This window comes from uncultured Ruegeria sp. (genome assembly GCF_947497005.1).
Classification (GTDB): Bacteria; Pseudomonadota; Alphaproteobacteria; order Rhodobacterales; family Rhodobacteraceae; genus Ruegeria.
In genome coordinates this window covers 254,102-275,091 of record NZ_CANMFF010000005.1, presented here as the reverse complement: position 1 = coordinate 275,091, position 20,990 = coordinate 254,102, and the positions used below count along the sequence as shown (strand labels likewise).

At 59.2% G+C, this 20,990-nt stretch carries 17 protein-coding genes; 6 read left to right on the top strand and 11 right to left on the bottom strand.

Going from position 1 to position 20,990, the window contains the following annotated elements; genetic code table 11:
- Positions 1-71: 71 nt before the first annotated feature.
- The gene (locus Q0816_RS09670) at positions 72-2,267 is read right to left on the bottom strand and encodes a primosomal protein N' (RefSeq protein ID WP_298849861.1); all 2,196 of its coding nucleotides are present in this window, start codon (positions 2,265-2,267) and stop codon (positions 72-74) included.
- 88 nt (positions 2,268-2,355) lie between these two features.
- On the opposite strand from Q0816_RS09670, the gene fsa reads away from it, so the two are divergent.
- The 4 genes from fsa (at position 2,356) to Q0816_RS09650 (ending at position 5,598) form a co-directional block, all read left to right on the top strand.
- Positions 2,356-3,009, top strand: a complete 654-nt coding sequence (gene fsa, locus Q0816_RS09665) for a fructose-6-phosphate aldolase (protein WP_298849859.1) — start codon at positions 2,356-2,358, stop codon at positions 3,007-3,009.
- Positions 3,010-3,207: 198 nt separating this feature from the next.
- Positions 3,208-3,915: a DUF484 family protein gene (locus tag Q0816_RS09660; protein ID WP_298849857.1), complete on the top strand. Its 708-nt coding sequence runs from the start codon at positions 3,208-3,210 to the stop codon at positions 3,913-3,915.
- A complete protein-coding gene (locus Q0816_RS09655) occupies positions 3,912-4,832 on the top strand; it encodes a tyrosine recombinase XerC (RefSeq protein WP_298849855.1) in 921 nt (306 codons plus the stop codon). Before Q0816_RS09660 ends, Q0816_RS09655 begins: the two co-directional genes overlap by 4 nt.
- A gap of 70 nt (positions 4,833-4,902) precedes the next feature.
- A complete protein-coding gene (locus Q0816_RS09650) occupies positions 4,903-5,598 on the top strand; it encodes a CDP-alcohol phosphatidyltransferase family protein (RefSeq protein ID WP_298849853.1) in 696 nt (231 codons plus the stop codon).
- Positions 5,599-5,619: 21 nt separating this feature from the next.
- On the opposite strand, the gene Q0816_RS09645 is transcribed toward Q0816_RS09650, so the two are convergent.
- Together Q0816_RS09645 and Q0816_RS09640 are read right to left on the bottom strand one after the other, a co-directional pair.
- The gene (locus Q0816_RS09645) at positions 5,620-6,087 is read right to left on the bottom strand and encodes a hypothetical protein (RefSeq protein WP_298849851.1); all 468 of its coding nucleotides are present in this window, start codon (positions 6,085-6,087) and stop codon (positions 5,620-5,622) included.
- Positions 6,088-6,163: 76 nt separating this feature from the next.
- The gene (locus Q0816_RS09640) at positions 6,164-6,619 is read right to left on the bottom strand and encodes a methylated-DNA--[protein]-cysteine S-methyltransferase (protein ID WP_298849849.1); all 456 of its coding nucleotides are present in this window, start codon (positions 6,617-6,619) and stop codon (positions 6,164-6,166) included.
- 134 nt (positions 6,620-6,753) lie between these two features.
- Between Q0816_RS09640 and Q0816_RS09635 the strand changes: the two genes are divergently transcribed.
- Positions 6,754-8,712, top strand: a complete 1,959-nt coding sequence (locus Q0816_RS09635; protein ID WP_298849847.1) for a hypothetical protein — start codon at positions 6,754-6,756, stop codon at positions 8,710-8,712.
- Between the two features lie 44 nt (positions 8,713-8,756).
- Here Q0816_RS09635 and ileS read toward each other — a convergent pair whose 3' ends face one another.
- The 8 genes from ileS to Q0816_RS09595 form a co-directional block, all read right to left on the bottom strand.
- Positions 8,757-11,669, bottom strand: coding sequence for an isoleucine--tRNA ligase (ileS, locus tag Q0816_RS09630; protein WP_298849845.1), 2,913 nt, complete (start codon positions 11,667-11,669; stop codon positions 8,757-8,759).
- Positions 11,670-11,832: 163 nt separating this feature from the next.
- Positions 11,833-14,541, bottom strand: coding sequence for a DUF2339 domain-containing protein (locus Q0816_RS09625; protein ID WP_298849843.1), 2,709 nt, complete (start codon positions 14,539-14,541; stop codon positions 11,833-11,835).
- A 78-nt stretch (positions 14,542-14,619) separates the two neighbouring features.
- Positions 14,620-15,099: a DUF2269 domain-containing protein gene (locus Q0816_RS09620; RefSeq protein ID WP_298849932.1), complete on the bottom strand. Its 480-nt coding sequence runs from the start codon at positions 15,097-15,099 to the stop codon at positions 14,620-14,622.
- A complete protein-coding gene (locus Q0816_RS09615; protein ID WP_298849841.1) occupies positions 15,099-16,415 on the bottom strand; it encodes an SDR family oxidoreductase in 1,317 nt (438 codons plus the stop codon). The genes Q0816_RS09620 and Q0816_RS09615 overlap by 1 nt, the downstream gene beginning before the upstream one ends.
- Before the next feature lie 79 nt (positions 16,416-16,494).
- Positions 16,495-17,205 carry a VIT1/CCC1 transporter family protein gene (locus Q0816_RS09610; RefSeq protein ID WP_298849839.1) on the bottom strand — a complete coding sequence of 237 codons (711 nt, stop codon included), beginning with the start codon at positions 17,203-17,205 and terminating at the stop codon, positions 16,495-16,497.
- A gap of 60 nt (positions 17,206-17,265) precedes the next feature.
- Positions 17,266-18,255 carry a YcjF family protein gene (locus Q0816_RS09605; RefSeq protein WP_298849838.1) on the bottom strand — a complete coding sequence of 330 codons (990 nt, stop codon included), beginning with the start codon at positions 18,253-18,255 and terminating at the stop codon, positions 17,266-17,268.
- Entirely contained in the window at positions 18,248-18,703 is a 456-nt protein-coding gene (locus Q0816_RS09600) for a GNAT family N-acetyltransferase (protein ID WP_298849836.1), read from the bottom strand. Before Q0816_RS09600 ends, Q0816_RS09605 begins: the two co-directional genes overlap by 8 nt.
- Complete coding sequence (locus Q0816_RS09595) at positions 18,700-20,115, bottom strand: YcjX family protein (protein ID WP_298849834.1); 1,416 nt, start codon at positions 20,113-20,115, stop codon at positions 18,700-18,702. Before Q0816_RS09595 ends, Q0816_RS09600 begins: the two co-directional genes overlap by 4 nt.
- Positions 20,116-20,222: 107 nt before the next feature.
- Here Q0816_RS09595 and truA point away from each other — a divergent pair, with 107 nt between their 5' ends.
- Positions 20,223-20,990, top strand: coding sequence for a tRNA pseudouridine(38-40) synthase TruA (gene truA / locus Q0816_RS09590; RefSeq protein ID WP_298849832.1), 768 nt, complete (start codon positions 20,223-20,225; stop codon positions 20,988-20,990).

Here is a 20,990-nt window from a genome sequence, read left to right as displayed (position 1 = left end):
TCTACGCCCATTTCCGCGTTTTGGCGAGAGGCAAGCTGCCCGCGCACAGTCACCCTGCGTGAATGCAGAGATCAATAGAAGCTTTGCGGATCTATGTCGACGGTTATGCGGATATCCCCTTTCAGGCGCAAAGGCGCGATCCAGCGGGCAATGGCATCCTGAATTGGCGCACCCTTGGGGGCTTTGACCAGCAAACGCACCCGGTGCCGCCCGCGAATACGGGCAATGGGCGCTGGTGCAGGGCCGAAAACCTGCCCACCGATCTGGGTCAGCGGCGCATCGTTGCGCGCCATGGCATTGCCGATATCAAAGACAGGCCCAACTTCAGGCCCTGACAACACGATCCCAGCCATGCGACCATAGGGCGGCACTCCTGCCGCCTGCCGGCCGGCAGCTTCGGCCTTCCAGAACCCTTCTTCATCGCCCGACAGAATGGCCCGGATCACCGGGTGTTCCGGCTGGAACGTCTGCAACAACGCCTGCCCCGGCATTTCCGCCCGTCCCGCGCGCCCAGCTACTTGCCGCATCAGTTGAAACGTGCGCTCTGCCGCGCGCAGGTCCGACCCGTGCAGTGACAGATCAGCATCTATCACGCCCACCAATGTGAGTTTGGGAAAGTTATGCCCCTTGGCAACCAACTGAGTGCCGATGACGATGTCGGCATCTCCTGCAGCGATCTCTTCTATCTTGGCCTTCAAAGCTCGCGCTGAGCCGAACAGATCAGAGCTTAGCATAACGATGTTGGCGTCTGGGAAAGTCGCCTCTGCCTCCTCAGCCAGCCGCTCGATTCCCGGACCCACCGGAGCCAACTTGCCCTCAACCGCACAGGAGGGGCAGGCTTCGGGCACCGGCTTGGTTTCACCGCATTGATGGCACATCAGCCGCTTCAGAAACCGGTGCTCGACCATACGTGCGTCGCAATGATCACAAGCGATCTGTTCTCCGCACGCGCGGCACAAGGTAACCGGGGCATAGCCACGCCGATTGATGAACAGCAGCGATTGCTCGCTTTTCTCGATCCGTTGCTGCACCGCCTGCCGCAAAGACGGTGATATCCACGTCCCCGGCTGCATCTGCTCGGCCCGCATGTCGATGGGTTTCATCTCGGGCAATATCGCCGCGCCAAAGCGCGATTTCAGATCGAGCCGTTCATATTTGCCTGCTTCAGCATTGGCCCAGCTTTCCAGCGAAGGCGTTGCGCTGGCCAGAATTACCCGCGCGCCACAGATGGCGGATCGCAGAACCGCCATGTCGCGCGCACTGTAATGCACGCCGTCTTCCTGTTTGTACGAGGTGTCGTGTTCCTCGTCGACAACCACCAGACCCAAATCACGGAACGGCAAAAACAGCGCCGACCGTGCACCCACTACCAGCTGCGCATCCCCTTGCCCGACCATGCGCCAGACCCGGCGCCGTTCCGTCACGGTCGCGCCAGAATGCCACTCTGCCGGGAGTGCGCCGAACCGCGCCTCGACCCGGTTCAGAAATTCTGCGGTCAGGGCAATCTCTGGCAACAAAACCAAAGCCTGACGGCCCAACCTCAGCGCTTCGGCCACCGCTTCCAGATAAACCTCGGTCTTGCCCGAACCGGTCACCCCTTTCAGCAAGGTCGTCCCATAATCTCCGGTTCTCTGCCCGGTCTGCAGGCGTGCCACGGCGGCAGCCTGGTCCTCGGTCAGGTCTTTCCCCGGCAAATCTGGATCAAGATGCGGATAAGGCAGATCCCGCGGGCTGTCTTCTTCCCGCGCCGCGCCTTGCTTGACCAAACCTTTGACAACAGACGAGGTCACACCTGCCTGTTCCGCCAGTTCTTTTAGCGTGAATGCCAACCCGCCATAATCGCGCAACACATCCAGAACACGGGTCCGCGCGTCAGTCATCCGATCCGGTTCCCGGTCGCCCAACCGGTAAATCTTGCGCATCGACGGCGGATCACCCAACCCCGGCGCGCGTGTCGCCAAACGCAGCATCGCGGGCATCGGCGTCAGGGTGTAGTCAGCGACCTTTCCCAGAAACACACGCATCTCTTCGCGCATCGGCGCGACTTCCAGCACCCGGATCACCGACCGCGCCTTGGTCAGATCAAAGCCGCCCTGCCCCGGCCCCCAAACCACCCCCAGCACCTTGCGCGGCCCAAGTGGCACCTCGACGAAAGCCCCCAGAAAACACCCACCCTCGGGCGCTTTATAGTCCAGCGTCCGGTCCAATGGCTGGGTGGTGAGCACTGCCACCAGCTCTCCGTGATCGAAATACTCCTGAACGCTCAAAGCATATCCTTAGCAGGGGGTTTCAGCATGGGTCTCTTTGAGGTAAAGCCATCCGCGACCAAGGCCAACCCATCAAAGGACTGCCCTCATGAAATTCTTCGTAGACACAGCCGAGATCGACGCCATCGCAGAACTGAACGATCTGGGCATGGTGGACGGCGTAACCACCAACCCTTCACTGATCCTGAAATCGGGCCGCGATATTCTGGAAGTGACGAAAGAAATCTGCGATCTGGTCGACGGCCCCGTTTCCGCCGAAGTTGTCGCCACCGATGCCGATGACATGATCGCCGAAGGCCGCAAGCTGGCCAAGATCGCGCCGAATATCGCCGTAAAGGTTCCGCTGACATGGGCTGGCCTGAAAACCTGCAAAACGCTCAGCGATGAAGGTCAGATGGTCAACGTTACATTGTGCTTCTCGACCAATCAGGCATTGTTGGCGGCTAAGGCAGGTGCAACCTTCATCTCGCCCTTCATCGGCCGTCTGGACGACATTAACCTCGACGGCATGGATTTGATCGCAGACATCCGTCAGGTCTATGACAACTACGGTTTCGAAACCGAGATCCTTGCCGCCTCGATCCGCACCGTCAACCACGTGACCGACAGCGCACGCATCGGTGCCGATGTCATCACCGCACCGCCCGCCGTGATCAAGAAGCTGGCCGATCACCCGCTGACCGATAAAGGTCTTGAAACCTTCCTGGCTGATTGGGCCAAGACCGGTCAGAAAATCCTTTGATCCATAGCGCAACCGCGCGGCGCCGACAGGTGCCGCGCCCGGCCCAACGGCCTTAAGCCTGATCTGTGATCAGGTGTGGCGGGCGGGAGCATCTCCGCCACAGCACGCAAGGAAATCCGCCTATGCGTGCATTTTTCCCAAGGCAAATCCGGTCCGGCATGTTATAAGCCGCCACAACAAAAAAAGACCGGACGGGACATGAGCAGCAACCCCAAACTCGAGGATAACCTCCGCGCGGCAATTCTGGCCGAGCCGGACGTCGTGCTGGACGACAAGGACCTGATGCAGGCGCTTGTTACTGCTAACGAGCAGGCGCGCGGTGACAATGTCATTGATCTGCGCGGTATCGCCATGCAGCGGCTGGAGGCACGGCTGGATCGGCTGGAAGACACCCACCGTTCCGTCATCGCCGCGGCTTATGAAAACCTCGCGGGTACCAATCAGGTCCACCGCGCCATTCTGCGCCTTCTGGAACCTGTCGAGTTCGAAGACTTCCTGCGCGCTCTGGGCGCTGACGTGGCAGACATCCTTCGCGTCGATAGCGTAACGCTGGTTCTGGAAACCACCGTAGTTCAGAACGATCCTGCGATTGACACGTTGGGCGGTGTCCTGACGATTGCAGAACCCGGTTTCATCGACCGGTATCTGACCATTGATCGCGGCGGCCCTGCGCGGGATGTCATCTTGCGGGAAATCCATCAACCCAGCCGACGCATTTTCGGCTCACAGGCTGATCAGTTGCGCTCTGAGGCCTGCCTGAAACTTAACCTCGGCCCCGGCCGCCTGCCAGGCATGATCGTTATGGCAGCCCGCGACCCGCGGCACTTTACACCGCAGCTTGGCACCGATCTTCTGACCTTTTTTGCCGGCGTATTCGAACGCTCGATGCGCCACTGGCTGTCGTGAACCTGATCTCACCTGCCTGCCGCGATGCGCTCCAGCATTGGCTGGACAGTCTGGGCGCGCTGGCAGGACGATCGGAAAACACGCAAACTGCCTATCGCGGCGATATCACCGAGTTCCTGTCGTTCATGACACTGCACTATGCGGAACGACAGGGATTGAAAGCGATTGAACGGATCACGGTGTCAGATATGCGCGCCTGGATGGCGGATCAGCGCGGAAGAGACGTAAGCGCGCGGTCGTTGGCGCGTAAGTTGTCAGCGGTCAAGAGCTTCTACCGCTGGCTGGCCGAGCGTAAGGGGTTCGAACCCACTGCGGTTCTGTCGACCCGCGCGCCGAAATTCACCCAGAAACTGCCCCGCCCTCTGGCCGAAGACGCCGCGCGCGCCATGATCGATACGGTCGAACTGCAATCCACATCCGACTGGGTCGCGGCCAGAGATGTCGCGGTTGTCACGCTGCTTTATGGCTGCGGCCTGCGCATTTCCGAAGCACTGTCGCTGACCGGGGCGGACGCGCCTTTGCCAGCCACGCTGCGCATTATCGGGAAAGGTGACAAAGAACGGATCGTGCCGGTTCTGCCAGCCGCCCAAGAAGCGGTCGACCGGTACTTGCAGCTCTGTCCACACCCACAAACACAGGACGCGGCTATGTTCCGGGGCGTTCGTGGCGGGCCACTGAACCCGCGGGCGATCCAGGGCGTCATGGCCACGGCCCGCATGCAACTGGGCCTGCCCTCTACCGCAACGCCCCACGCCATGCGGCACAGCTTTGCAACCCATCTGCTTTCAGCCGGAGGGGATCTGCGGGCCATTCAGGAATTGCTGGGTCACGCCTCTTTGTCGACGACGCAGGCTTATACCGCTGTGGACACCGCGCGGTTGATGGAAGTCTATAACCGCGCGCATCCCAAAGCCTGACACACATACATCCATCGGAACCGCGGGCTTTTGGTTTGCATCTGTGGCGCGCATCGGTCATGACGCTTGCATGACACTCAGATTCAAAGCTCTTTCCGTTCATCTTTTCACTGCAACAGGCGCCGTTTTTGCCATGCTGGCCATGCTGGCCGCCGTCGAAGAAAAATGGAGCCTTATGTATCTTTGGCTGGTGGTGTCCTTCATCGTAGACGGTATCGATGGCCCACTGGCACGACACTATCACGTCAAACACAACGCCCCCGAGTTTGACGGCGTTTTGCTGGATCTGATCATCGACTATCTGACTTATGTCTTCATACCGGCCTTTGCCCTGTTCAAGTCGGGGCTGATGGACGGCTGGACCGGTTGGTTTGCAATCATTGTCATCACCTTCGCCAGCGCAATGTATTTTGCAGATACACGTATGAAGACCAAGGACAATTCGTTTTCCGGCTTTCCCGGGTGCTGGAACATGTTCGTCATTGTGATTTTCGCACTAGAGCCGAATTTCTGGATCATCCTGCTGCTGGTCACGCTGCTGTCGCTGGCCATGTTCCTGCCGCTGAAATTCGTCCATCCCGTCCGCACAGAGCGCTGGCGTAACCTGACTTTGCCGATGGCATTGGCGTGGACGTTCTTCGCAGGTTGGGCCGCATGGGTCGATTTTCACCCCGAAAGCTGGGCGCATTGGGGGCTGGTGATCACCAGCTTGTACCTGACCTTTGCAGGCATTGCCCAACAGGTTGTTCCGCAGCGCCGCGCCTGACGCAGCGCTGCCTGAACCGATTTACAGAACTTCCTGCACCTCGAACTCGGTGCCGTTATGGGTGAAAACGTCGCCCTCTTGCAGGCCAGCCATAGCCAGATAAATCGGGCTTTGGGTTGAGATTCCCATATAGGTTTTGCCATCCACTTCAAACCGCGTTGTCGAGACACACACAACAAATCTGCGGTTGTTGAACTTGATCACCGATCCCGGTTTGACCGTATCGGCCAGACTGAAATCGGTGTTTTCGATCACATCAATCTTGGCGTGATGCGCGTGGACAGGCGCATCAAAGGCGGCCGCCAGATCGGCATTCTCGCGCGATGCGGCGATGTCATCCTTGTCGTGACCTTCCCGGTCATCCAACTGAGCGTCCTTCAAAAACGCGTCATAATGGGCCTGCGCTGTTGCAAGCTCTTGCGCTTCGAGCGACATCAACCGGTCGATAATGGCCTTCTTGCGGGCTGCACGGTCTTGTTCAGTAGTCATGCAATGCGGTCCTTTGAATTCAGCAACTGATATAAGTTGAGCCCGCAGTAAGCGGATTGCAACCGAATTTCGTGGCTCAGATCAAAAGGCCCGCCGCGCGCTCATGCCGCAAGAGCGCAACTTTTGTCTCAACGCCACCATCGCCTGAAAAACCGCCCAGGCCACTGGCGGCCAGAACCCGGTGGCAGGGAATAATCACGGGGATCGGATTTGCACCGCAGGCCTGGCCAACCGGCTGCGCAGGTTGCCCCAACTCCTTGGCGATTTCGCCATAGGTACGTGTTTCCCCAAGCGGAATGGCATACATAAGGTCACAGACCTGCTTCTGAAACTTTGATCCGTCAATGCGATATGGCAGATCGAAACGGTCAAGTTTCCCTTCATCATAGGCCATTAACTGCGCCGCGGCTTCGCGCAGCAGCGCGGTCGGCTCCCCGTCATCCCTGCCGTTCCAGAAAAGCCGTGTAAGGGCGCCGTCTGTTTCTTCTACACCAAGTCGCCCGAACTGAGTTTCAACGGAAATCATCGCCATGGCTCGACGGTTTCAGATCAAACCGCCAAGCACAAGCCCAGAAGCGTTCAAAACGGTGCAATGCGCCTGTTTTGGGTTTTGGCGCCATTCATGATACGCTTGTGCCATTACTTTAAGGAATTTTGGAGAACGCAATGGGTCGTCATTTGATCCTTACAGTTCATGGAATCGGAGAACAAAAACCCGGTGAAACCGTCGATCAGGTGGTCGGTGCCGCAACAACCTGGCTGGATGGAAAATCCAGGCCACCGATCGAAGTCGAACGCGGAATGATCGAGCTGGCCGAGTCGACCTTCGACGGAAGCCCGCGAAACGCGGAGCTATTCGAAGTCAATCTGCGCAAAGTGTCGAAACCGTCTGCACCGCAAGACGAAGCCATGTTTGCAGAAGTTTTTTGGGCCGATCGCTCTCCGGCTCCGAAGGGGACCATCAAAACTGTTCTCGACCTGATCTGGGTTGTTTTGGCACTGGGTTATCTGGCGATGGACAACGCCGAGCAAACCCATAGCCGCAAAGGCGTGGCATCCGACCAGCCCAATGGAAGATACACACTGGCGGCGCAACTGGTTCACCTTTTCACGTGGATCTTCTTCGGTGCGGTCGCGACCCTGAACGCCTATTTATTGATCGGCGCCGCAGCGGTGATGACCGACCGGATCCCTGTCGCGTTCTTCGCGAACCCAGCCCTGTTATTTTGGCTTCTTTTGGCACTTTATGCGGGTGGGGCCATAGCTGGGCTGAGGCGGATCCAGTCTGCGCCGACCTATCTCAGACGGGTCTTCTGGCGCGGAATATCCGGTGTGGGTGCGGTACTGACACTGTGCCTTGTCATAGGACCACTTGGTCTGGGCATCCGGGCCTGTGTCCCTTCCGACACAATAACCTGCCCACCGGCTCTGGAGCAGTTTGTGGCTTTTCAGATTTTTCTGCTGTCCGTCTTCTGGGCTGCGCTTATCCTTCTGACGGTTATTCTTTACATCCTGTCTGCGACGAAACTGGAGATCAGTGACACGCTGACGGAACACAGGCGCCTGTACCCCAGCATATGCGCGGGAATGCTTGTCTTCTGGATGTTTTTCATTTCCGGCCTCTGGCTGACGATTGAGCAATTGCTGGCAACCGTGCCCGGATTGTCCGGCGGTCAGTTGCAACGTCTTTTTGATAACAACCTGCGCGAATCCATTGAAACGCTCAGCGTGGCTTTCGTGGCCATTGTTCTGTTGGGGGTTGTTGGCGTCGGGCTTTTTGCAGGCCGCAAGACGTACAAATCCAACCTGCATACCCGCAACGGCCTAATCAGCCGCGCGATCGTGAACCGGTTGGCGCAATGGGTCTTTCTGTTTGGCGCCATCGTGTTGGTTCTGGTCACGATCCGTGAGATCGCGACCAACCAGCAATTTGAGGCCACATGTAACATCGGGATAAATGAGACCAACCTGATCGCTTGGGCATTAGACAGGTTGGCTTGTTCGCAAGGTGAGATCGGCCTGATTGTCCTTGGCGCTACTGCGCTGATGTACCGTTTCTCGAGCTTTGTCGCCGCCGGGCTGGGCGTGGCACGGGATATCGTTACATATGCCATTCGCGACAAATGCTTCTTGAGAAAAGATTTAGAAACGAGGCAACGCAACTATCCGGACCGCAAGGCGATTGACGAGCGTTTCTATCGCACATTGCACTACGTTCTGGATATCTTTCCGGCGGATCATGTCACGGTGATTTCACATTCTCAGGGAACCGTGATTGCCACACAGATGCTTGCCGACCCACGAGTCCAAAAGCGCATTGGCAACCGGACTCTGACACTCATCACGATGGGGTGCCCGGTCACCCACATATACCAACGCTATTTTCCCGAGATGTTTACCGTCACGGCCAGCCAGTTGAACGCAGCATGGTTCAATATCTTCCGGCAGGATGATTTCGTTGGAACAGAAATCGAGGGCGGGTTGATTTTTGCGAACCGAAACATCCCGGTCGATCCCGGGGGCCACACCGGTTACTTTACGGACTATCAGGTTTGGAAAGCGCTGACAGACCCTGCTATTGGCTTCGACCTGTTCAATCCGACACCGCAGACCAAGCAGACATGATCTGGCATTCAGCCCCCCCAATGATCTCGAGGGGGCTGATTGATTTAGCTCAGCGCCTCATTGCAGCGTCCGCAGACACCCGCGTGGGTGTGACGGCCCACATCAGGCAGGATTTTCCAGCAGCGGTGGCATTTCTCGCCTTCAGCTTTTTCGAACACCACCGCAACGCCTTCGATCTCCGGTACACGGAACGCCTCGGCCGGGGCCGGATCGCCGGTCACGGTCAGGCCTGAGGTGATGCACATGTCGTCCACGTCGAACGTGGCCAGCAGATCACGGGTTTCGCCATCCTCGACGTGCACAATGGGTGCCGCTTCGAGGCTGGAGCCGATAACCTTATCCTGACGCTGGATCTCAAGCGCAGCGGTGACCGCACGACGGACACGGCGCACCTTGGCCATATTGGTTTCCAGTTCAGCGTTGCGCCAGTCTACGGGCGTGTCCGGGAAGTCCACCAGATGGACCGAGCCGTCATCGCCCGGGAACCGTTCCAGCCAGACCTCTTCCATGGTGAATACCAGAACAGGGGCCAGCCATGTCGTCAGGCGATGGAACAGGATGTCCAACACGGTCCGCGCAGCGCGTCGGCGCAGGTTGTCGCCGTCACAATACAGCGCGTCCTTGCGAACGTCGAAATAGAAGGACGACAGATCAACGGTCGCAAAGGTGAAGACCGCACTGAAAACACCCTGGAAGTCGAAGGACGCATAGCCTTTGCGCACCTGCTCATCCAACTCGGCCAGACGGCTGAGAACCCAGCGTTCCAGACGCGGCATATCCTCGGGTGCAACCCGATCAGCCTCAGAGAAATCGGCCAGCGAGCCCAGCATGAACCGCATGGTGTTGCGCAAACGGCGATAGCTATCGGCGGTGCCTTTCAGGATCTCCGGCCCGATCCGCTGGTCTGCGGTATAATCGGTCTGCGCCACCCACAGGCGCAGGATGTCGGCACCGTATTGCTTGATGACCTCTTCCGGCACGATGGTATTGCCCAGCGATTTGGACATTTTGTTGCCCTTGGCATCCAGAGTGAAGCCGTGGGTCACCACGTTGCGGTACGGCGCACGACCCTTGGTACCGCAGGCCTGCAGCATGGACGAATGGAACCAGCCACGATGCTGGTCGGTGCCTTCCATGTAGACATCCGCGATGCCGTCCTCGGTCCCGTCCTCGCGGTCGCGCAGAACGAAGGCATGGGTCGAGCCAGAATCAAACCATACGTCCAGCACGTCGAACACCTGATCGTAGTCATCGGGGTTGGCGATGCCGTCGAGGATCTTCTCTTTGAAGCCGTCGGTGTACCAGATATCCGCGCCGTCTGCCTCGAACGCCGCCTTAATGCGGGCATTGAGATCTTCGTTGCGCAGCAGGTAATCCGCGTCGGTGGGCAGAGCGCCCTTCTTGGTGAAGCAGGTCAGCGGCACGCCCCAGGCGCGCTGGCGTGACAGAACCCAGTCCGGGCGTGCTTCGATCATCGAATACAAACGGTTGCGGCCGGTCTGCGGCGTCCACTTCACCAACTCGTCGATGGACCGCAGGGCGCGTTCGCGGATGGTGTCGCCCATTTCGCCCATGCCGTCGTCCAGCTTACGGTCGACGGATGCAAACCACTGAGGCGTGTTGCGGTAGATGATCGGCGCCTTCGAGCGCCACGAATGCGGATAGCTGTGCTTGATCTTGCCACGCGCCAGCAGCCCGCCGACCTCAGCCAGCTTGTCGATCACGGCTTTGTTGACATCCCCTTCGCCGCCCTTGCGGGACAGGATGTACTTGCCGCCAAAGAACGGCAGATCGGCACGGAACGACCCATCGTCCATCACGTTGTAGGTGATGACCTGCTCGAGCATGCCCAGATCGCGGTACAACTCGAATTCTTCCATACCGTGCGAGGGCGCGCAGTGGACAAAGCCCGTACCTTCGGTGTCGGTCACGAAGTCAGCCGCGCGGAAATCGCGGATGTCGTCCCATTCGCCATTACCACCCTCGGCCCCGGCCAGCGGGTGGGTCAGGCCAATGCCTTCCAGTTCATCCACAGTTACGTCACGGACGCGAGCCCACTGGTCGTCGTTGAGACGCGCACGACCCAATACGTCAGCGGCCAGATTGTCGGCCAACAAGAATTTATCGCCGACACTTGCCCAGCATTCGTCCGGTGTGTCTGTGACTTCATAAAGGCCGTACGAGATGTCTTTACCGTAAACGACGGCTTTGTTCGACGGCATGGTCCACGGGGTCGTCGTCCAGATCACCACAAAGGCGTCATCCAGATCCCCCGCATTCACAACTTTGAACTTCACCCAGATAGTGAAGCTTTCCTTGTCGTGATACTCAACCTCGGCCTCGGCCAACGCGGTCTTTTCAACCGGCGACCACATCACGGGTTTCGAACCCTGATACAATGTGCCGTTCATCAGGAACTTCATGAACTCGTCCGCGATCACCGCCTCGGCGTGATAGTCCATGGTGATATAAGGATCGGGCCAGTTGCCGGTGATGCCAAGGCGCTTGAACTCTTCGCGCTGGATGTCGATCCAGCCCTCGGCGAACTTGCGGCATTCCTGACGGAAGTCGACGATGTTCACTTCGTCCTTGTTCTTGCCCTTCTTGCGGTACTGCTCTTCGATTTTCCATTCGATCGGCAGGCCGTGGCAATCCCACCCGGGCACATAGCGCGCGTCATGACCCATCATCTGATGGCTGCGCACGATCATATCCTTGATGGTCTTGTTCAGCGCGTGGCCGATATGCAAGTGGCCGTTGGCGTAGGGCGGGCCGTCATGCAAGGTAAAGGGCGTGCGGCCTTCTTTCTCGCGCAGGCGGTCATAGACGCCAATGGTTTCCCAACGGTCCAGCCATGCGGGTTCGCGCTTGGGCAGTCCGGCGCGCATTGGGAAATCGGTTTTGGGCAGGTTCAGCGTGTCTTTGTAATCAGGTGTTTGGGTCGTGTCGGCGCACATTGGGGGCGTCCTCAGGATGAACTGGCGTGTATGGATCGAAGCGGTCAGTGCGAAGTCTCAAGCACCTTTGCCCGGCGTCTCGCGATATCAGAGCGCCGGGGATATAATTCGAATAATGATGGCCAGACGGTCATACATGGCCGCGCTTATAGGACGCCCACGCCTAATGGTCCAGAGGGTCCGCCTGCTGCGGCGAATGGCGCAGTTTGGCCCACCGGTTCAGCCAGGCAAGACCAGCCAGTGCCAGCCCAAGCGCAAGCAGCGAAAACACCCGGATCAAGCCACCCAGACCGGCAATGTCGATCATAAACACTTTGGCCACGGCCAGCCCGATCACAACCAGTCCCGCCTTGCGCATCAGATCCGATCCACGCGCCAGTGACTGATAGAACAGCGCGGCTCCGATCAGCAGCAGAACCAATGTATAGGTGTACAGCTCTGGCTGGGTGACGCCGTTGCTTTCATGCATGCCCGCGGCGCCCTGCCAGAAGTGCCGGGTGGCCAACCCAAGCCAAACCGCGGCCAACGCCCCTGCAATGCCATAACAGACCTGTCTGCCCAGCTTCGGCATTTCCGTGATCCGCCACGCTGAACCCCCGATGGCCAGCGCAGGCAACAGATAGGCAATGGCAAGCGTATTGAGAACCGGCGGCCCGAGCACCGGGTCGGCGTTCGGATTCAATAATGGGTTCTGGTCCGTCAATGCCAACATCAGATAAAAAAGACCATGAGCTGCAAAGAACAGAGCCAGCAGGTATCGGAGGTAATTCAGCTTACCGCCCAGCCCGAACCTCTGGACCTGCGCAAACGCAAGCAGCAGCCAGATGATGGCCAGCAGACTCAGACCCCAATGGCTGTTGTCGGCACCGCCCTCGCCAAAGCCTTCGAGCCAGCGCAGCAACAGCAGTGACAGCAGAATGCCTGCTGTCGCCCAGGCCGCGCTTTCAAGCAACAATGCCGCCAAGGGGCGTTTTAAGGGGCGCAGCAACCACCATCCCACTATGAATCCAAGCGTGGCTGAAGCATAGACCATCGCCATCTCGGGCAGTGGGGCAGAATTGGCCCAGTCCAGCCCCGGATCAAGCACCAAACGCACAGTAACGGTAAAGACGCCGGCCCAGATAAACCAGCTCATTGGCGGCAACGTGAACCTACGATCCAACGCCGCCGCGACCACAACGCTGGCCACCAGTGCTATCGTCAACGCCGCAGAGCTGAGTACGATGACACAGGCAAACACCAGACAGGACAGCATGGATAGCGTGGCGAGAGCTGCACGCATCCGGTCATCACCGTCGGCGCGGGCAAAGCGTTCGGCCAGAACCACCATCAATACAGCAAGTGAGATTGCGTGCAGTGCCCATGGGTAGGCTCCGATAACCGCAGCCGGGTGCCAACCTATTTCCAGCGCGATGGCCAGTGCGGGTGCAAAAAGCGCGGCTCCTCCGGCCCAGACTGCGCGATACTGGCTTGCCGTGAAGGACCGCCAGGCCATCAGCGCTGACATCACCCCTCCCAAGGCGACCAGAACAGTGACCACCATCGGGTAGTCGGCCTCGGGTGTTTCCGCATAGGTGGCAGAAAAACTGCGCAGAACTGCGCCATACTCCAGCCCGTGGGAGGCGACAAAAAACACCAGACCTGTTGCTGGCAGGACGGTCAAGTCCTGGAGGGCTGGAGCATCCTTGGCCCAAAGGAGCAGAGCCAGAATCAAGACGGATAGCAGGGTGACGCCCAACCAGAATTCAGCCTCAGTGTCCGCCCAGTGCCAGGACAGGATCACCGTACTTGCCGCAATGGCTCCGGCGGCCAGCCGGGCTGGGAATTCGGGCCATGGGCGAGTCTTGGGATGACGGATCATCTGAGACAGCATCGGGCCAGCATGATCCGGCCAGAGGCACCGCGCGGGAATGGCGACTGCCAAAAGCGCTAGCACCATTGCAGCGATCAGATAACCCGGTTCCGTATTCGGGGCTCCGGTCACCAAAAGCAGGTTCGCCGCATAAGCCCCGAACAATGTCAGGACCGAGATCCATGCCCAGCGCCGAACCGTGTCGATGCCCAGCCCCAAAACAGTGGCCAGCAGAAAATAGGCGTAGAGCCATGAGGGATCATCGGATGCGCCTCCGACCACGAAGGGAGCAGCGAAGGCTCCGATCAGACCAACCGCAGCCAGCAGCGGGCCGTGAAACCACCCCAGAACAAGGCCAATCAACGCGACGGCGACCATCCCTGTCAGGGCCGCCTCGGCCCCGATCAGGTTGTACAACTGGCGCGCAGACAGGATAGCTCCGAACAGGGTAACAAGACCGGCCCCGGAAAAGACCGAGGGCAAATAGGCAGTGGCCGCAGCCTCGTCGTCCCCGAACTTCCGCCGCAGGAATTCTCCTGCGAGGATCAGAACAGAGCCGAAACAGAGCGCCGCAACTACGCGAGCCGCCGGAGGCAGCAAGCCGTTTTCCACGCCGTATTGCACGAGGAATATCCCGGCCAATGCCAGTGACAGGGCCGAAACCACGTAAAACCAGTTCTCGCGCAGCCATGCGCCAAGCGCTGCAAACCTGTCGGAGCGAAACACAATGGCGGGTGGTGACGTGTCCGTATCCTCGACATCGACGCGCGCGTCTTCTTGGCGCTTTGGCACTGCCCATGGCCCTGGCCTGCGAACCTGCTTTTCAGCAACTGGTTGCGGTGAGGGCGCATCCTGCTCGGGTTGCAGCGGAACCGTCGCGTCGCCTGAGATCAGGGCGCCAATCTGCGTTTCCAATTGCTCCACCCGGCGACGCAATCGGGAATGTCCGACCAAAAGTGCGATCAATGTCACCGGGATGGCCAGCACAACCAGGCCAACAAGAACAAGCAGCGATTCCAACTGAGTCTCCGATCTTTGTCTGCGGTCAGGCTATCTTGGGTTGTCAGGCAGCAACAGTCTGGAAAGCCGCCAGCGAGGTTAAAACACGGATATTGCCGGGCGCGCGATCATCAGCCAGAGGATGGTCAGTACCACCAGAAAGGCCGGCAAACCACAGGCAAACCAGAATCGGAACAAACGGTAATAGTTGGCAGGAAGCGGGGCGCCTTGCTCTGCCGCTGTTTTCGCATAGTTCCGCAAACGGATCTGGACCCAAACCACTGGTAACCAGAACAGGCCAGTCAATCCGTACAATGCCAGAGACAGCGCAATCCATCCTTCGCTCAACGACCAACCAATCCGCCAGGCCAACCACGCTCCGGTTATGGGCTGCAGGATCACGGCCGTTGTGGTGAACAGAAGATCGGCCAACACCACGATGCCCGCCGTGTGGGCGATAACACGCGGATCCTTGCTGCGATGTGCCATCAGCATGAAAAAAGCAATCCCTGCCCCTGTCCCCAGCAACACGCAAGCGCCGATGACATGCAGCCATCGCAGAATAAGGTCCGGGTCCATCATCGGCTGTCCAACATTGGCAGGGCCACAAGGGACAAGATCATTGCAGGCAGGATCTTAACCAACGGCCCCAGAGGGTCCAACCACAATTCAGGCGTCGTGATGGATGCCGCAATCAAATAGAACAGAGCCACGGCAATTTGTGCAACACAAACGCGCGCGGCCCATGGGCGCCACAAGATGGCCAAGCCAAGCGCGATATCAATCAGGGACCAGAACACAACGCTGGTGGTGGCCAGAGGTGCTGACCACCCCGCCCGGATCAAGATGTCAGATGCCGGGGGCACGCCCACCAAACCCAACACGCCCGACAACAACCAGAACAGGCAAAGCGTGACCACGACCACGGGCATCAACAGTGTCATCCGCGCTGTCAGCCGATGTTCGCGGGCACAGGGAAGCGTGGCGTAGATGTCGGGCAACGGTGCAACCCCATGCCCTGATGCCGCCTTGTAGGGCGTAGGGTCGCCGGTCACACCATCTGCCATCACCGTCATCGCCGTACTGCGCAGGGGGGATCGCCATCCCAACCATGCCAATCCATCCGCCAGCGCAGCAATGACCTTGGTCAGGACCTGTGGCAGGATTAGGCTGAAGCGTGCGGCAGGAAACCCCAGCCAGTGTCGAGTGCTACGCACGACGTCCGACAGTTCGTGCGGTGTATCCTCAACCAGATCAAACGTGCCCTCTGGCAACCGACCCGCCACGGCCGATGTCACGGCCTTGCACAGATCAGGCATCCCTACACATTGAACTGGTGTTTCGGGGTATGCCAAGGGCTGAACCCAGGGTATGGCCGCCAACATTCGCAACAGCGCGGTTCCACCATAATCCGTCTGCCCCATCACAAGCCCCGGCTTCAGCACCCAAAGCCGAACGCCAGAGGCGCGCAAAGCTGCATCTCCCGCAGCTTTGCTGCGCAGGAAATCTGTGCTTGCATCCGGTTCCGCCCCAATGGCGGATATCTGGATGATGTCAGTACCCTTGAGCGCGCACGCTTCTGCGAGGGCTGAAATGGACGTATGATGGACGGCTCCGAGATCATCCTTGGCGTTGTCCTGCAATGCGCCGGCGCAATTCACCACGACATCGACGCCGACAAGCAATTCCTGCCAGTCTTCCTTGCGCAGCAACTGACGCAGGTCACCTTGTCTCAAGGCCACATCCGGCAAAACTCTTTTGCCCTGAAAAAGATCGCGGACCAACCCGGTAACCTTGGCACCGGTGGTCAGAAGCGCACGTGCTACCGCAGCGCCAATGAACCCGTAAGCGCCAAGCACCAAAACACTTTTCTCAGGAATTTTGTGATAAGACATCGTCACGCGAACCGGTTTTTTGGGATCACTCTATCCGACTGCGGGACGCTGACCAGTTGTGACAGTCTGGCTGCGACAATTAGGGATGGAACAGGGACCCAACCAGATACGCGATCAGCGCAGCCAACCCGCCAATCAAAAGCGTTTCAATTCCCGAACGCCACCATGCGGCCAACGACCAACGACTTTTGAGCGCACCAATCGCGAAAAACACACCCATCGTCATCCATGCAGACTTTGCAAACGCATTCTGAGCCGACATCAAAAAGGGAAGAAGTGGGATCATCCCTGCGACGAGAAAGGCAAAAAACGTGGCCAGAGCGGCCTTCATCGGATGCGGATCAACGCTGCCCAACCCGTATTCGCCCTCGATCATCAGGTTGATCCAGTTTTCGTGGCTGGATGTGATCTCCACCGTGGCTTCGTTCAAAACGTCGCCCGAAAGCCCTTTTTGCGCGAGGATCTCCCGCACTTCCTCCCGCTCACCATCCGGGTAAAGCGCAATGTGACGTTCCTCGACCGCCCGGATCCGCCGCATGTTGTCCAGTTCGGCCTTGGTTCCTGAATAGTTTCCGGCTGCCATGGAGAACCCGTCAGCCAGTACGTTCGCCAACCCCAGCGCCACAATGACAAATGAGGAAAGGCCCGCCCCCGCAACACCAGCGACGATGGCGAATGTGGTCACTGAACCGTCGATGCCACCGTAAACCACGTCGCGCAAAACGCCCCTACCGGGCGGTGCATTGATCCGGGCGGCAATTTCCTGCGGGCTGTGACCGTGATCCGACATGGCTGGTTCCTCCGACACAATCAATGTGCCGAAGGGTGTGCCCGGACGCTTTGCTTTGGATCAACCCTTGGAGAACAGTCCTTGCAGGGCGCGTTTGATGATGCCACGCGTTGACGGTTTATGCCGGTCCGAGAACGACAGCGGGCGACAGACCTCCATCGCGGCCACGCCGACGCGAGCACTGAGGGCTCCGTTGACCAGACCCTCTCCGAACCGGCGTGACAGTTTGCTGAGAACGGAACCACCCAGAACAGGTTCCAACAGATCATCGCCTACTGCCACTGCCCCTGTTGCCACCAGGTGCACAAAGACAGTGCGGGTCAGGCGCCAGCCCCCCAGTGTACCTGCGCGCCCGCCATAGATTTCCGCAACCCGGCGGATCATCCGCAACGACGCGGCCAATGCAGTTACCACATCCGCAAGCGCCAATGGCACCAATGCGGTCACGGTCGCAACTTGCCGGGCTGCGGCCTCGACCTCCCGGCTGGCGGCTTCGTCCAGCGGGGCCAGCAGCTCATCTTCAGCGAGCCCGAGCAGAGCTGAAGCATCGAACTGATCCGCCATGCGCTCGGCCAAGCGTTCACGTCCCCAGCGTGTATCCTCACGCCCTTTGTAGAATGCGATGATACGATTTGTAACGGCGCGGGCCTGAGCCAGATCGTCGTCCGCCAATGCGGTATCTGCGGCGCGACGTAGGCCATCTACGCGGGACAATCGCCCCAATGCAGCCAATTCACGGATAGCAATCATCAGCGCCACAAGAACCAGAGCGATGATCAATCCGGTGACGACCCAACCCAGGACAGGTGTCCGCGCCACCAGAGCGGTTGCAAAATCCCACGCGGCCACTGATATTGCGGCCCCAACCACTGCCAGGGCAAGCCCCCAGAACCAGCGCGCAAGGACCGAAGGTTTACGGGCCGCCAGCCGCGCCGCGCTTTGCATTGCTTGCCCCTGAGGTTGCGCGATGTCCGGCACCGGCGGGGCCTTCGCGACATCAGCGGCGGGCTCATCCATTTCAAGATCGATCAAAACCGGGCCTTTAGCCATGGATCACACCCTCACTGCGCCAGACAAACCGTATGTCGGGCAAGTTTTCATCGTTATCCGCCCCATCGCTGCGGGCCACCTCGGCAAAACCGTTTCGTTCATAAAACCGACAGGCTCGGGCATTGTCCTGAAACGCGGACAAGCTCAGTTCTGAGCGGCCCGATTTGGCGTGATCCAGCAATTGCTGACCAATCCCCCGCCCCCGAACCGGTGCATCCAGATAAAGCGAATGGATTTCACGACCGTTGAGCGCCAAGAAACCTACAACACCGGCCTCAGCTTCGGCCACAGTAACCCATTCCTGATCAATCATTCGCCCACAGAAGGCGATCGTCTCGGCGCAGCTGTGCAATTCAGGCATCCAGTCGTTTTCCAGGGTGAAACTATGCAGGATTGTCCCGATGGTGCCTGCATCCGTTGGGCGTGCGGGACGCAGAAGTACCGTCACAACCGATCTCCAATCAAAAACTGGGCGGCACGATCAAGCCGGATATGCGGCGGGCCGTCACCGGGTTTCATGGTTAACTGGGCCGGGGCAAAGGCCATGAAGCCGTAGTCTTCGCCCAACCACGCATCAGCCCCATTTCGGGCCGGGCCCAACAGATGCGCTGGATCCTCGGGCAATTCACCGGGGTAGAAGGCAGCCTGTTTCCCACTATCCAACAAGGTACCCCGAACGCATGGCAATTCTGTCCCGTTGTGATTGCGCACCTCTTCGGTCGTCGCGCGCAGCGATGCTAGAGACAGGGCCTCGGTCCGGGCCCCGGCGAAATTCGCCCGATCGCGCGCCTCCCGCGTCAATGCTTCAATGATCGCGGTGAGGCGGGGATGCTGCGTGTGGTGCAGGTGGTCCGCTTTTGTCGCCGCAAACAAAATGCGTTCGACCCGTTTTCCCAACAGCAATTGGCTGAGCCACGCATTTCGGCCGGGGCGAAAGGCCGACAGGATATCAGCCATGGCGCGGCGCATATCCTCGACCGCCTGCGGACCCTTATGAATAGCGCCCAGCGCGTCAACCAGAACCACCTGTCGGTCGATCCGCGAGAAGTGATCCCGAAAAAACGGTTTCACGACCTGAGCTTTGTAAGCTTCGTATCGCCGTTCCATCTCGCGCTGAAGCGTTCTGCGCCGCGACGGGCCAGACGCCACCAACGGCGCAAATGTCAGGACCGGAGAGCCTGCCAGATCCCCCGGCAACAGGAACCGTCCAGGGGTACAGTCGTAATACCCGGCTTCACGTGCCTGATTGAGGTAGGTCGTAAATGACGATGCCAGCGCCTGCGCGGTCGGCTCGTCATGTGCCCCGGACGAGTCTGCGCCGTTGACCTGGGCCAGATATCCGGCAGCCTCCGAACGGGTCTCGATACGTGTCAGTGTTTCCTGAGACCAGTCTGAATACGACTTGTCCAGCAAGGCCAGATCCAGAAGCCATTCTCCGGGGTAATCGACAATGTCCAGATGAACGGTGCGCGGTCCCTGCAAGCCAGCAAGCAAGCCGGCTGGGCGGGCTTTGAAGGACAGGCGCAGTTCTGAAACCGCGCGCGTGCTGTCTGGCCAGTGCGGTGTCGGACCGGTCAGGGCGGACAGGTGCGTTTCATAATCGAAACGGGGCACAGTGTCATCCGGCTGCGGTTGCAAATAAGCGGCGTTGATCCGACCTTCTTGCCGCGCAACCAACCCGGTCATGCGTCCCCGATCCAGCAGGTTCGCCACCAGCGAAGTGATGAAAACCGTTTTGCCCGACCGCGCCAACCCAGTGACACCCAGGCGGATGACAGGCTCAAAAAACGTCTCGGATACGCTGTCGCCTATGGTTTCGACGCCGCGCACAAGGCTGTCTGCCAGTGATGAGATGACCAATCTGCCGCCCCGCAATTATCGTTTCACCCAAGATAGGTAGAGGGTACGGCACATACCAGCGCTTTCGCCCCCTTGCCCGTTCCCGCGCTGCGCTGTACCAGCGGCACATGCCCAGATACGCGTTGAAAGTTGAATACCAGGGGGAACCGTTTGCCGGATGGCAGCGGCAGAAGGATCAACCGTCCGTTCAGGGGGCAATCGAACAGGCCCTGTCCCGTATCCAGCCGGGTGCGCATACGATTGCTGCCGCAGGGCGCACCGATGCCGGGGTCCATGCGTTGGGCCAGGTCGCCCATTGCGACATGGTCAAGGAATGGGACCCGTTCCGCCTGTCCGAGGCGCTGAACTATCACCTCAAACCGCAGCCGGTGGCGATCGTGGACGCCGCGCGCGTGACTGACGATTGGCACGCGCGGTTTTCGGCGGTCGAACGGCAATACCTGTTTCGCATCCTGATGCGACGCGCGCCTGCAACCCATGACAGGGGGCAGGTTTGGCAGATCAATCATCCGCTGGATATCGAGGCCATGCAGGACGGGGCAAACATGCTGTTGGGGTGGCATGATTTCACCACGTTCCGGTCTTCGATCTGTCAGGCGGCCAGCCCGCTCAAGACACTGGATGAGTTGCGGGTCGAACAGGTTCAGGGCTTTTCCGGCCCCGAGGTTCATTTCCACGTGCGCGCCCGATCCTTCTTGCACAATCAGGTGCGCAGTTTCGTTGGCACTCTGGAGCGTGTCGGTGCCGGAGCGTGGACCCCTGAAGATGTGCGTGACGCTCTAGAAGCTGCCGACCGTGCGGCCTGCGGGCCAGTATGCCCGCCGCAGGGGCTGTATCTGGCGCGGGTTGGTTACCCTGATCCGGTGTTCGACTGA

Coding starts and splice junctions, on each gene's coding strand:
- fsa (WP_298849859.1), top strand. CDS start 2,356: ATGAAATTCTTCGTAGACACAGCCGAGATCGACGCCATCGCAGAACTG.
- Q0816_RS09620 (WP_298849932.1), bottom strand. CDS start 15,099: ATGGACCCGGACCTTATTCTGCGATGGCTGCATGTCATCGGCGCTTGC.
- Q0816_RS09645 (WP_298849851.1), bottom strand. CDS start 6,087: ATGACTACTGAACAAGACCGTGCAGCCCGCAAGAAGGCCATTATCGAC.
- Q0816_RS09650 (WP_298849853.1), top strand. CDS start 4,903: ATGACACTCAGATTCAAAGCTCTTTCCGTTCATCTTTTCACTGCAACA.
- Q0816_RS09660 (WP_298849857.1), top strand. CDS start 3,208: ATGAGCAGCAACCCCAAACTCGAGGATAACCTCCGCGCGGCAATTCTG.
- Q0816_RS09615 (WP_298849841.1), bottom strand. CDS start 16,415: ATGTCTTATCACAAAATTCCTGAGAAAAGTGTTTTGGTGCTTGGCGCT.
- Q0816_RS09610 (WP_298849839.1), bottom strand. CDS start 17,205: ATGTCGGATCACGGTCACAGCCCGCAGGAAATTGCCGCCCGGATCAAT.
- Q0816_RS09640 (WP_298849849.1), bottom strand. CDS start 6,619: ATGGCGATGATTTCCGTTGAAACTCAGTTCGGGCGACTTGGTGTAGAA.
- Q0816_RS09635 (WP_298849847.1), top strand. CDS start 6,754: ATGGGTCGTCATTTGATCCTTACAGTTCATGGAATCGGAGAACAAAAA.
- ileS (WP_298849845.1), bottom strand. CDS start 11,669: ATGTGCGCCGACACGACCCAAACACCTGATTACAAAGACACGCTGAAC.
- Q0816_RS09605 (WP_298849838.1), bottom strand. CDS start 18,255: ATGGCTAAAGGCCCGGTTTTGATCGATCTTGAAATGGATGAGCCCGCC.
- truA (WP_298849832.1), top strand. CDS start 20,223: ATGCCCAGATACGCGTTGAAAGTTGAATACCAGGGGGAACCGTTTGCC.